This is a genomic window from Fusicatenibacter saccharivorans (genome assembly GCF_027667425.1).
GTDB classification, from domain to species: domain Bacteria; phylum Bacillota; class Clostridia; order Lachnospirales; family Lachnospiraceae; genus Fusicatenibacter; species Fusicatenibacter saccharivorans.
This window is the reverse complement of the sequence record NZ_JAQEGR010000016.1, coordinates 25,042-38,031: the sequence shown is the minus strand read 5'-3', so window position 1 is coordinate 38,031 and position 12,990 is coordinate 25,042. Positions and strand designations below refer to the sequence as shown.

Annotated in this window: 10 protein-coding genes; 9 read left to right on the top strand and 1 reads right to left on the bottom strand. The window is 47.8% G+C overall.

Features of this window, described 5'->3' with window-relative positions; genetic code table 11:
- Nucleotides 1-55 precede the first annotated feature (55 nt).
- From PGS38_RS14200 to PGS38_RS14180, 5 genes are all read left to right on the top strand, one after another.
- Nucleotides 56-1,627, top strand: coding sequence for an ABC transporter permease (locus PGS38_RS14200; protein ID WP_118640257.1), 1,572 nt, complete (start codon nucleotides 56-58; stop codon nucleotides 1,625-1,627).
- Nucleotides 1,628-1,633: 6 nt separating this feature from the next.
- Nucleotides 1,634-2,602, top strand: a complete 969-nt coding sequence (locus tag PGS38_RS14195) for an ABC transporter permease (protein WP_118640258.1) — start codon at nucleotides 1,634-1,636, stop codon at nucleotides 2,600-2,602.
- Nucleotides 2,603-2,615: 13 nt separating this feature from the next.
- Complete coding sequence (oppD, locus tag PGS38_RS14190; RefSeq protein ID WP_118640259.1) at nucleotides 2,616-4,364, top strand: oligopeptide ABC transporter ATP-binding protein OppD; 1,749 nt, start codon at nucleotides 2,616-2,618, stop codon at nucleotides 4,362-4,364.
- Between the two features lie 12 nt (nucleotides 4,365-4,376).
- Complete coding sequence (locus PGS38_RS14185; protein ID WP_270423095.1) at nucleotides 4,377-5,681, top strand: ATP-binding cassette domain-containing protein; 1,305 nt, start codon at nucleotides 4,377-4,379, stop codon at nucleotides 5,679-5,681.
- A gap of 319 nt (nucleotides 5,682-6,000) precedes the next feature.
- Nucleotides 6,001-7,236: a hypothetical protein gene (locus PGS38_RS14180; RefSeq protein WP_117509188.1), complete on the top strand. Its 1,236-nt coding sequence runs from the start codon at nucleotides 6,001-6,003 to the stop codon at nucleotides 7,234-7,236.
- Here PGS38_RS14180 and PGS38_RS17855 read toward each other — a convergent pair.
- Entirely contained in the window at nucleotides 7,161-7,415 is a 255-nt protein-coding gene (locus PGS38_RS17855; protein ID WP_416388104.1) for a DUF6783 domain-containing protein, read from the bottom strand. The genes PGS38_RS14180 and PGS38_RS17855 overlap by 76 nt on opposite strands.
- Before the next feature lie 101 nt (nucleotides 7,416-7,516).
- On the opposite strand from PGS38_RS17855, the gene glgB reads away from it, so the two are divergent.
- The 4 genes from glgB to nusA all read left to right on the top strand — a co-directional run bounded on the left by glgB (nucleotide 7,517) and on the right by nusA (nucleotide 12,979).
- Nucleotides 7,517-10,252 carry a 1,4-alpha-glucan branching protein GlgB gene (glgB, locus tag PGS38_RS14175; protein WP_117804426.1) on the top strand — a complete coding sequence of 912 codons (2,736 nt, stop codon included), beginning with the start codon at nucleotides 7,517-7,519 and terminating at the stop codon, nucleotides 10,250-10,252.
- 3 nt (nucleotides 10,253-10,255) lie between these two features.
- Nucleotides 10,256-11,128, top strand: a complete 873-nt coding sequence (locus tag PGS38_RS14170; RefSeq protein WP_022462926.1) for a mechanosensitive ion channel family protein — start codon at nucleotides 10,256-10,258, stop codon at nucleotides 11,126-11,128.
- Between the two features lie 167 nt (nucleotides 11,129-11,295).
- Nucleotides 11,296-11,763 (top strand): ribosome maturation factor RimP, encoded by a 468-nt coding sequence (locus tag PGS38_RS14165; protein ID WP_022462927.1) that lies wholly within the window; start codon nucleotides 11,296-11,298, stop codon nucleotides 11,761-11,763.
- Nucleotides 11,764-11,794: 31 nt separating this feature from the next.
- Nucleotides 11,795-12,979, top strand: coding sequence for a transcription termination factor NusA (gene nusA / locus PGS38_RS14160; RefSeq protein WP_117804402.1), 1,185 nt, complete (start codon nucleotides 11,795-11,797; stop codon nucleotides 12,977-12,979).
- The last annotated feature ends 11 nt before the right edge of the window (nucleotides 12,980-12,990 follow it).

Below are 12,990 nucleotides of genomic sequence, written 5' to 3'. Positions count from 1 at the left end.
GATGGGAACAAAAAAAGCCATTCCCCTGTCATATTGTGTTAAGGAATGAGAGAATATGACAAAATATCTTTTTAAGCGTTTGTTGCATGGCCTTGTTTCCGTAGTAATCGTTGTTGGATGCGTTATGACTATGATTTATTCTCTGATGGACCGAAATCTGATTTTCGCACAGGACGCCACCTATTCCCATCAGAGCAATAACCAGAAAAAGGTGTACAAATATCAGAAGTGGGAGACATACGGATATCTTGATTATGTAACCTATGCAGATTATTTGAACGCTCTCAAAGCAAAAGGCGAAATTGACGAGGATACGAGATCCAAAGCAGTAGCATTCGGAAGAACGAAAGACCAGGATTCAGAACTGGTATCTGAATATGTAAAAAAATTTACAGCTTATTATAAAGCAAAAGGTTACACCGTAAGAAGATACGATGCGATCATGATGGGTAAGAAAAAATATGCCAACGGCGGACAGCAGCAGCTGTTTGCATACAGGGATATTCCGCTTGCAACGCGTCTCGGAAAATATTTTTCCGGTTTGATTGACATCGACAGCATTCACGATGCTGCAAAGGTAGAAGGTAAGAGGGGGATTACATTTACCTTACACGATCCGGTATATGGGGGAAAGAAATTTTCACCGGCCATCATGGGAAATGGCACAACACACAAGTACTTGATGTACTTTGACTCAAAATTCCCATACTTCCATCAGAATATAATCACCATAAATTTAGGAAAGTCCTATTCCGTAAATGAGGGTGTGGATGTAGCACTGACCATGACCCGCGCGCAGGGATCCTACGTAAAATCGGAGATTACCTACCCAAGCGGTCTGGTGGAATACAGTGCAGACGATCTGCACAGCGCAACGTATATGAGCGAATCTCAGGATGCAAGCGCTGTTCATTCCGATCGGTTCACAGATGACTATACCAACGTGGATACAATTAAGAGTGGTAAATCAAAAATCGGCTATTCCTTTGTAATCGGTATCATTGCCGTAATTCTTTCCTATCTCATCGCGGTGCCGCTTGGCATTCTGATGGCGAGAAAGAAAGACAAACTGGTTGACCAGCTTGGAACCATCTATATTGTATTCATTATAGCAGTACCTTCACTGGCCTATATTTTCCTGTTTAAGGCAATCGGAGGAAAAATGGGTCTGCCAACCACCTTTGACATGGATTCGAAGAGCAAGCTGATGTATATTCTGCCGATCGTTTCTCTGGCACTGCCGCAGGTGGCAAACCTGATGAAATGGCTGCGTCGATACATGATCGACCAGATGAACTCCGATTACGTAAAATTCGCAAGATCCGGTGGTCTGACAGAGGGAGAAATCTTTACGAAACACATTTTGAAGAACGCAGCGATTCCGATCGTGCAGGGTGTTCCGGCGAGCGTACTGTTCGCACTGACCGGAGCCATCATCACCGAGCGTGTGTACGTAGTACCTGGTGCCGGTAATCTGCTGACCGAAGCAATCAGCAAATATGATAATGGTGTTATCGTAGGTGTTACACTGTTCTACGCAGTGCTCTCCGTGATTTCCATCATCCTGGGCGACGTTTTGATGTCCATGGTGGATCCTCGAATCTCATTCTCAACGAAAGACAGGTAGGGACTTATGAATTATGATTTAGATAAATTCGGTCTGTCTGAGGAAGAACTGTTTTCTCCTGTAGATAACAGCTCCCTGGAGTCTGAGAAAATTACGGCTCCGAGATATTCCTACTGGCATTCCGTGTTCCGCGTATTTTTTAAGAAAAAAATCAATATTGCCGTACTTTGCCTCCTGGGTGTGATTCTGCTGATGACGTATGTGTATCCGCTCTTTGTGGAGTACGACCGTTTCGCCAATCTGATGAACGGCGCGACAAAACATCTGTCTCCAAGCAAAGCATTGCAGCAGCTTGGATTCAATATTCACTGGATTTTAGGATCCGGTGCTTCCGGACAGTCGACATTTGACGCTGTCTGGTTTGGTTCCAGAATTTCAGTTTCCCTGGCGTTTATCTGTGCGCTCATCAACCTTTCGATTGGTGTGATTGTCGGATCTGTCTGGGGATTTTCGAAGAAGGTTGACGTTTTCATGATGGAGGTTTACAACATCGTCGGAAATATTCCGTATGTACTTCTGATCTCCGTCCTGGTGCTTATTTTTTCTCCGAGCTTCTGGACCATGGTATTTGCACTGACCGTTACCGGATGGCTTGCCATCGCGTACTTTATCCGTACGCAGGTCGTTATTATCCGGGACAGAGAGTATAATCTGGCATCGAAATGTCTTGGAACTTCGATTTTCCGCATTGCGATGAAGAATATTCTCCCGTTTATGACATCTGTCATTGTTACTCTGGCGGCAACTGAGATTCCGTCCTACATCTCTTACGAGGTGTTCCTGGCTTACATCGGTATGGGACTTTCTGACATGTCTCTGGGAAGACTGATTTATGAGGCTGAGGGTGCCATGCTGACACCGGGATGGGGATTCGAGTTCTGGAGCCCGGTTGTTGTCGCTTCAATCATCACCGTAGTATTATATGTAGTTGGACAGAACCTTGGAGATGCGTCCGACCCGAGAACACATATGTAGGAAGGAAAGCCGCATGGAAGATAAAAAAGTATTATTATCGATTAAGGACTTACAGGTAAAATTCCGTGTCCGCGGCCGTATCCTGACGGCAATCCGGGGCGTAACGCTGGATATTTACGAGAATGAGTCCATTGCTATCGTAGGAGAGTCCGGCGCCGGTAAATCCGTATTCACAAAAGCGTTTGCGGGAATGCTGGACAGCAACGGCTTCATCGACCAGGGAGATATCATTTTTAACGATGCCGAGCTGAGCGATACCGTTGTGCCGCTGAACTCTTATGCGAAAAAGACCATCGCATCCACCTTGGAAAAGCTGAATGACTATTCCAAACTGGAATATGGTTCAGAAGTATTTTTGAAAATGAAGGCTCTGGAGCAGGAAAAAGAAGAAAAAATGACACTGAGCGAGGAAGAGCGTGAGAAAGCAGATGCTGAAATCAGGGAACTCGTAGTAAAGAGAACCGAACTTTTCAACTACAAGCAGACACTCGATACTTCCAAAGAAAAAGCGAAGGTTAAAGAGACATCTGCCGAGATTTCCAGACTGGATGGAGAAATTAAGGCTCTACAGAAAGCAAAAGAGGAAAAAATCAAGGCTCACAAACAGGCTGCCATGAACGATACGGCCTACAATCAGGCATATGATGCAAAAATGGCAGAGTACAAAAAAGAGTACGCCGGCCTGACAGCAAAAGAAATTACGGACGAGGCGAGAAAGAGAAACGAGATTCTTGCCAAAGAGATCTATCTTTCTGTCGGACGTTATAAACTGCGTAAAAAGGTTCGCATGATCAAGAAGCTGCACGAGGCATTCAAAGCTGCGATGGAACGCGGTGTGGATCTGAATGACGAGCAGAAACGGAACAGCGTTTTCGACCAGGCAACTTTCCGTGTACGCTATCTGGATGAAACGCCGGAGCAGCTTCATGGAACCTGTATCATCAACCTGGCAAAAATCCAGGATCCGAATGACTGGGGTCAGATCCGCGGTAAGAAAATTGCAACTGTATTCCAGGATCCGATGACTTCCCTGAACCCGATTATCACAATCGGAAAACAGATTACTTCTGTTATCATGAAGCATCAGAATGTCAGCGAGGTGGAGGCGAGAGCACAGGCGCTTGAGCTGATGGAAAAGGTTGGGATTCCGAACGCAGAGCAGCGTTTCGATGATTATCCGTTCCAGTATTCCGGCGGTATGAGACAGCGTATCGTTATTGCGATTGCACTTTCCTGCCGTCCGAAGATTCTGATCTGCGATGAGCCGACAACTGCGCTGGACGTTACGATTCAGGCACAGATCCTGAAGCTGATCAAGGATCTTCAGAAAGAGTACAACTACACCATCGTGTTTATTACCCACGACCTTGGTGTCGTAGCGAATATCGCAGACCGTGTTGCCGTTCTGTACGCAGGACAGATCATCGAGTTTGCAAACGTAGAAGAGCTGTTCTACGATCCGCGCCATCCGTACACCTGGGCACTGCTTTCTTCCCTGCCGCAGCTTGCGGAGCGGAATACAAAGCTGTTTTCCATTACCGGTACGCCGCCGTCTCTGTACAATAAGATTATCGGAGATCCGTTTGCACCGCGTAACCAGTACTGTCTGAAGATTGATACTCTGGAGGAGCCGCCGATGTTCAAGGTAACGGATACCCACTATGCCAAGACATGGCTGCTGGATCCGAGAGCGCCGAAGACGGAGAAGCCGGAAGCTATTCAGAATATTCACGAAAAACTGTTAAAAGCATATAACTTATAGGAGAGTTTGAAAGTGTCTACAAAGCAGGAAAGCAAGACCACTGTTTCGCATCTGCCGGAGCATGGTCCGATTGACGAAAATGGAAGAGAAATCTTACTGCAGGTAAAAAATGTAGATATCACTTTCGGCAAGGGCGATGACGCAGTCAAAGCGGTAAAAAATGCTTCTTTTGACATCTACAAGGGAGAGACCTTCTCCCTCGTAGGCGAGTCCGGTTCCGGAAAGACAACGATCGGCCGTGCGGTCATTCGTGTCAACCCGTGTTCCGCAGGAGAGATCCTGTACAAGGGTGTTAAAATTTCCGGCAAGATTCCGCATTCCCTGGACCGGGAGGTTATCCGAAACATTCAGATGGTATTCCAGGATCCTGCCGCATCGTTAAATGAGCGTGCGACGGTCGATTATATCGTATCCGAGGGTCTTTACAACTTCCATCTGTACGAGAACGAGGCAGACCGTGTGAAGAAGGTAGAGAATATGATCAACGAGGTTGGTCTTCTGCCGGAGCATCTGACCCGTTATCCACATGAGTTTTCCGGCGGACAGCGCCAGCGTATCGGTCTGGCCCGTGCCATGGTTATGGAGCCGGAGCTGGTTGTAGCCGATGAGCCGATCTCCGCACTGGACGTATCGATCCGTGCCCAGGTCCTCAATCTGCTGAAGAAATTCCAGAGAGAAAAACAGGTTACCTATCTGTTTATTGCTCATGACCTTTCCATCGTACGGTTCATTTCCGACCGTATCGGTGTTATCTACAAAGGAAACATCGTAGAGGTTGCGGACGCAGAGGAGCTGTTCAACTTCCCACTGCACCCGTACACGCATTCCCTGATCTCTGCCATTCCGATTCCGGATCCGCAGCTCGAGAAGAATAAGGTGCTGTACACCTACGACCCGTCCATTCACGATTATTCTGTGGACAAACCGGAGTTCGTGGATATCGGACACAACCACTTTGTATATGGAAATAAAAAAGAGATCGAAGAGTACAAGGCACTCCGTGAAAAGGGAGAGCCGTTGCAGCCGATCACCATCCGAAAGCCTGGCGAGGAAGTAAAAGAGGAGAACCACGAGGTTCATCTTTCCAAGGCAGAAGACGAATTCCTGAAAACTCCGGTTCACGATACCGGAAGCGTCTGGTACAAAGTGCTGTCATTCTTCTTCCCGATCATCGGTATCATCGCAGCGATGGTATACAAAAAGAAACAGTACTATCACAACTACAAAGCATGCAAGCAGGGCGCGCTGTACGGATTTGCTGTACTTGCCGTGATTCTCCTGATCTTTATCATTGCATTGATTTTAGTTGCCCTATAGTGGACAGGAAAGAAAAAGTGGCCCGGAACCAGGAAAAAGGTTCCGGTGCCGCTTTTTTTGATTTACGCTAGCAACGAGCCAAAGTCCGTGCTTGCACGAGACCTTGGCGACTGCCGCGATAACTTGAGAAACTCGCGGAGCGTGTTTCTCATAGTTTACAGGAAACTTCGTTGAAATTTTCTGTAAATTAAAAAAGTTGTGGCTTCCGGAACGAAGTGCGAGATGAATTCCGTTCCGATTTTACTTGACGGGCGATGTGTTTTTTGGGACAATAAATCACAGCGGAAAAGGAAAATTAGAATGAAAGAGGAGCAAAAAAATGGGAAGAACAGTAAAAGATCCGAACAGACGGCTGCCAAAGCCGGTACAGAAGGTCTGGCTTTCCGAAAAAAATGTCGGACGGCGCATCCTGCTTGTAGTACTGCTTCTGGCGATTGGATCCGGTTTTCTGGTGTATGGTTTTATGAACTTTCTGCATGGAGATTCCGGCTGGCGTGAGATCAGTGTAAAGGCAGGCGCGGATTTGAACTGCGGTGAGGATTTTACCTTGAAATATAACGTTGGCGCAAGCGGGGTTTCTGCAGGCGGGGAGGCAAAGGCGCTTTCGCTGCTTTACACAGATGCGGCAGTGAAAGGCTACCGGCTTTTCAATATAGATGAGAGCTTTGAGGATGTGACAAACCTGTATGATATCAACCAGCATCCAAATGAAGTGCTGACGGTAGATCCGGTTTTATACGATGCACTGAAAAAAGTATCCGATGCCAATTGCCGGGAAATTTATCTGGGACCGCTGTATGCGTCCCTGGAAAATCTCTGCGCCAGCAATGATGATGCGGCTGCAGCGCAGTTTGATCCGAACCGGAACGATGCGGCAGCAGAAGAAACGGCAGCAGTTGCTGCCTTTACACAGAACCCGGATGATATTTCACTGGAGCTGTCAGGGGAAAACCAGGTCTGTCTGCATGTGTCAGACGCGTATCAGGCGTATGCCGCAGAGATGGGCTATACCGCATATCTCGACTTTTTCTGGATGAAAAATGCTTTTTTGATTGATTATCTGGCGGATACGATTCGTGGCGAGGGCTATCAGCTCGGCATTATTTCCAGTAAGGACGGTTTCGTGCGCTGTCTCGATGAGACGGGAGAAAAAGAGTACCGGTATCCGCTGTATCATCTTTCCGGGAACGAAATCCAGTCATACGGAACAATGACGTATGAAGGACCGAAAAGCATCGTGTTTTTCCACGCTTACCAGGCGGGCAGCCCGGATGCGTACCGCTATTACCAGTATCAGGACGGAACGATGCGCACGCCGTATCTTAGCGCGGCAGACGGAAAAGACCACACAGCAGCCTCCGAACTGATCGTCTATTCCGGTGAATATGGCTGTGCCAATACGCTGCTTGCAGCATTTTCTGATTATCAGGCCGAATCGCTTTCCAGGGAGTCCCTGGAAACACTGACTTCACAGAACATTTACAGTATCTGGTTTGAGAACGATGAGATGCAGACGACAGATGAAGATCTTGCCGTAATCGTAGGAAATGAATAAAAAACAAACCAGATTTGCATTGTACAATCGCAGTTAGGATGGTAGAATAAAAACAGAATTTGAAAAATCATTTCCACAATCTGCAAGCCCCACTTCGCGATCTGTTTTGACCTTATCCGGTTGCTGCAGACCGTTTGGGCTGAAAATGGGACTCGCAGCTCACGAAAAGCTTTTTTCAAACACGCTCTGGCATGAATGAGTGCTTTTTTATGCGATTTTGTATGGGGGAAGCAGCAGCGAGAGCACGTAAAATAAAAAAGGAGGGGTTATAATTTTGAAAATGGAAGAAAAATTATACGATTATATGGATTGGGCGGAAATAGAAGCCGTGGTCTATTCTGAGGAAAATCATCCAAGAGACATCTTGGGACCGCGCGTAACGGAGGATGGTATTTTGATTCAGGCGTTTTTCCCGGGTGCAACCCGTGCAGCCGTACATACGATCCGCGACGGAAAACAGACCGAGATGGTTTGCGAGGATGAGGCGGGATTTTTCGCTGTGCTGCTTCCGGGAAAGAAAATTCCGTCCTATACGCTGATCTACTGGGACGGCGACGGAAACCAGATGGAGCATTACGATCCATATGCCTATCCGATGCAGTTCACCGAGCAGGAACAGAAACAGTTTGAAAACGGCATCTGTTATTCCATCTATGAGAAGATGGGTGCACACCCGGTAAAGATCGATGGTATCAGTGGTGTTTACTTCGCTGTCTGGGCACCGAATGCGATCCGTGTCAGCGTTGTCGGGGATTTCAATAACTGGGACGGAAGAGCATATCAGATGAATCTTCTGGAGTCCGGGATCTATGAACTCTTTATCCCCGGTGTTCGCGCGGGCGACATCTATAAATATGAAATTAAGGCAAAGGGCGGTCTGACGTATCTGAAATCGGATCCATACGCGAATGCAGCACAGCTGCGTCCGAACAATGCGAGTGTTGTGGTTGATCTTGGAAAATATGCCTGGCAGGATGAGAACTGGATGAAGAAGCGTGGTGTCACACAGGGCGACAAAGCGCCGATTTCTGTTTATGAAGTGCATCTTGGCTCCTGGAAAAAACCGGACGATGGCCGTGAATTTTATAACTACCGTGAGATCGCTCCGATGCTGGCTTCTTATGTGAAAGAGCTCGGCTACACCCATGTTGAGCTGATGCCGGTGATGGAGCATCCACTCGATGAATCCTGGGGTTATCAGGTAACGGGCTATTACGCACCGACAGCACGATACGGAACGCCGGATGACTTCCGCTATTTTATGGATACGATGCACCAGAACGACATTGGTGTTATTCTCGACTGGGTACCGGCACACTTCCCGCGCGATACCTTCGGACTTTCTGCGTTTGACGGAACGTGTCTGTACGAGCATTTTGACCCGAGACAGGGATCCCATCCACACTGGGGCACGCTGATTTACAATTACGGCAGACCGGAAGTAAAGAACTTCCTGATCGCCAATGCGCTTTTCTGGGCAAAAGAGTACCATGCCGACGGAATCCGTATGGATGCGGTTGCATCGATGCTGTATCTTGATTATGGCAAGCAGGACGGGGAGTGGGTCGCAAATATCTACGGCGGAAATGAGAACCTTGAGGCAATCGAATTTTTAAAACATCTGAACTCCATCTTCAAAAAAGAGTTCCCGGATGCGCTTCTTATCGCAGAGGAATCGACTGCATGGCCGAAGGTGACGGGAGAACTCGACGATGAAGGACTTGGCTTCGACTACAAGTGGAACATGGGCTGGATGAATGATTTTACGGAATATATGAAAAACGATCCGGTATACCGCGGGGCACATCACGATCAGCTGACTTTTTCTATGGTATATGCATACTCGGAGAAATTCATGCTGAGTCTGTCGCACGATGAAGTGGTTCACCTGAAAGGGTCTATGTATACCAAAATGCCGGGTACACCGGAGCAGAAAATGGCAAATCTTCGTCTGGCGTACGCTTATCAGATGGTGCATCCCGGAAAGAAGCTTCTGTTTATGGGACAGGAATTTGGACAGGAAAAAGAGTGGAATGAGAAACAGTCCCTGTCCTGGGAGCTTCTTGAGGACAAGAAACATCTGCAGTTAAAGAACTATATGGCGGCACTTCATGCATTCTACAAAGCAAATCCGGCATTGTATCAGCTTGACGAAAAGCCGGAGGGCTTTGAGTGGATCAATGGCATGGAGTGGGAAAAGAATCTTCTGATCTTCCTTCGCAGAACAAGGAAGAAAGAAGATACGCTGCTTGTCATATGCAACTTCTCGAATGTCGAGTACGATGATTTCCGCATTGGTGTGCCGTATCCAGGAAAGTACAAAGAGATGTTCAACAGCGATGCGGAAAGCTATGGCGGAACAGGCGTCGGAAATCCACGCGTGAAAATGTCGAAAAAAACAGAGTGCGACGAGCGGAAAAACTCGATTACCGTAAAACTCGCACCGCTTTCTGTTCAGGTATTTTCTTATACGAAGCCGGAGACGGGCGCTGCAAGCAATAAGAGCGCAAAGGCAAAAACTGCAGCGAAAGCGGCAGCAGAGAAGAAAACCGGAAAGAAGGGAAAACCGGCTGGAAAAACGGAAGAAGCAGTAAAAGCAGTAAAAGCAGTAAAAGCAAAGAAAACAACAAAGACTGCTCAAAAAGCAGAGAAAAAAGCAGAGAAAAAGGTATCGGAAAAAACGGTGAAAACCGCAGAGAAAAAGCAGGGAACTACGACTGCGACAGAGAAGGTGGAGAAAGCCGTAAAGCAGGCGATCGACAGCAAACCGGTGAAAACGGTAGAGCAGACGGTGGACAAGCTGGTGAAAGCCGGAAAATCCGCAGCGGCAGAGGCAGCAAAAGCCGTGGAAAAATACCGCGCAGCCGCCGATCCGGAAAAGAAGCCGGCTACAAAGCCGGAAACCAAGTCGGAAGCAAAATCAGAGGCAAAACCAGAGACAAAAACGAAAAAAAGCACAGGCATGAGTGAACTCGGCGAGGAGCTGCAGAGAAAATTCGAGACAGAGGAGAGATAACACATGGTGAATCTGACAGCGGCGGAACGCGTCTATGAATACTGGATCGACAAGGCCTCTTCGGCTGCCGATCTGGTGCTGAAGATTGTGTTTGCAGTAATTCTGTTTCTGGTTGCACGCAAACTGATCCTGTGGCTCTGTGGTCTGATCCGGAAAAACATGCGGCGTTTTCACACGGAGGAGGCGGTGGTCAGTTTCACCGTTTCCATGGTGAAATACAGTCTGAACACGCTGCTGGTGCTGACCATTATCGTTCAGCTCGGCATCGTATCCGAAGCGTCGATCGCAGCAGCCATCGCCTCCGCCGGCGTTGCCGTATCCCTGGCATTGCAGGGCGGCCTCTCAAACTTTGCAGGCGGGGTGATGATTCTGCTGCTGAAGCCATTTAAGGTCGGTGACTACATCATTTTCCCGGGCGAAGGCCAGGAGGGAACGGTCAAAAAGATTGAGATGTATTACACGACAATCAACAGCATCGACAACCGTACCATCATGATCCCGAACGCCAATCTTACGAATCACACCATCATCAACGTGACGGCAATGGACCGCAGAAAGCTGGAAATCAAAGTCGGCATTTCTTATGAGTCCGATATCAGAAAAGCGAAGGATATCCTGCGCCGCCTCGTTGAGGAGGAGCCGCATTTTCAGTCGGAGGAGCAGCAGTTTTTCGTAGATGAGCTGGGCGAGAGCGCGATCACGGTCGGTCTGCGCGCCTGGGTCGCAACGGAAAATTACTGGCCGGTCAAATGGAAAATGAATGAGCGCATCAAAGAAGAGTTTGACGCGGCGGGAATTTCCATCCCGTATAACCAGCTCGATGTCCACATCTGCCCGGAACCGGCGAACAAAAAAGCCGGAAAAGGCGATAAATAAAGGATATTTTGAAAATTAACCCTTGCAATTGCACGGAAAAGGTGCTATAGTAAAGTTGTTAATAAGTGACTGTTAAGGAGTGGACGATTTCGTCCACTCTTTCTTGTGTACAGGGAAATGAAAGAATTTTTCGAAAGTTTCCCTAAATCAAAAAAGGTGGTGAGGATTTGAGCAGAAGAGAAGAATACGAACAGAAGGCAGAAGAACTGATCACTCCGATTGTAGAAGCCAATGGTTTTGAACTGGTGGATGTGGAGTATGTCAAAGAGGGCGGTACCTGGTACCTGCGTGCTTACATCGACAAAGAAGGCGGAATTACCGTAGATGACTGCGAAATCGTCAGCCGTGCATTTTCTGACCGGCTGGACGCAGAGGACTTTATCGATGACGCCTATATCATGGAGGTCAGCTCCCCGGGCCTTGGACGTCCGCTGAAAAAAGAGAAAGACTATAAGAGAAGCATGGGAAAAGAGCTGGAAATCCGGACATACCGTGCGATCGAGAGAAACCGGGAATTTTACGGAATACTCACCGCATATGATGATAACAGTGTGACCATTTTGGAGGAGGACGGAACAGAGCGCGTCTTCCAGAAAAGCGATATTGCATTGATCCGTTTAGCATTTGATTTCTAAACAGACGCAGATACAGGAGGAAAAGAGAAAAATGAATACAGAATTAATGGAGGCCCTTGAAGTTCTTGAGAAAGAGAAGAATATCAGCAAAGATACCCTGCTTGAGGCAATTGAGCAGTCGCTGATCCAGGCCTGTAAAAACCATTTTGGCAAAGCAGATAATGTAAAGGTAAGCATTAACGCCCAGACTGGTGATTTCAAAGTCGTAGCAGAGAAAACCGTTGTTGATCTGGTACAGGATCCGATCATGGAGATCGCCCTTTCCGATGCAAAACGTGCAGACTCCCGCTATGAACTCGGCGATATCGTTCCGGTAGAAATCAAATCCAAAGAGTTCGGCCGTATTGCAACCCAGAATGCCAAAAACGTCATTCTTCAGAAGATCCGTGAGGAAGAGCGTAAAGTTCTGTTTGATCAGTACTTCGAGAAAGAGCACGATGTGGTTACCGGTGTGGTACAGCGCTATGTGGGACGCAACGTCAGCATCAACCTCGGTAAAGTAGACGCTCTGCTGACCGAGAACGAGCAGGTCAAAGGCGAGAAATTTGAGCCGACCCAGCGTGTGAAAGTATACGTTCTGGAAGTAAAGAATACAACCAAGGGACCGAAAGTCATGGTATCCCGTACCCATCCGGAACTCGTAAAACGTCTCTTTGAGTCTGAGGTTTCCGAGGTTGCAGAAGGCATCGTAGAGATCAAGAGCATTGCCCGTGAGGCAGGAAGCCGTACGAAAATGGCAGTATGGTCCAACGATCCGAACGTCGATGCAGTCGGCGCATGCGTCGGTATGAACGGAAGCCGTGTCAACGCGGTTGTCAATGAGCTGAACGGAGAGAAGATCGACATCATTACATGGGATGAGAACCCGGCACTCCTGATCGAGAACGCACTGAGCCCGGCAAAAGTTATCTCCGTTATGGCAGATCCGGATGAGAAGACCGCAAAAGTAATCGTTCCGGATTACCAGCTTTCCCTTGCCATCGGTAAAGAGGGACAGAACGCAAGACTTGCCGCACGTCTGACCGGATTCAAGATCGACATTAAGAGCGAGACCCAGGCACGCGAGGCAGGAGACTTCGACTACGTAGAAGAAGAGGAATACGAGGAAGAGGACAATTACGATGAGTCCGCAGCAGAGGAGGAAACCATCTCTGCAGAAGAAAACTTCGACGAGAATGATGTAGAAACAGCAGAGAAAGCCGGAGACGAAGAGTAATTAAAATAAAA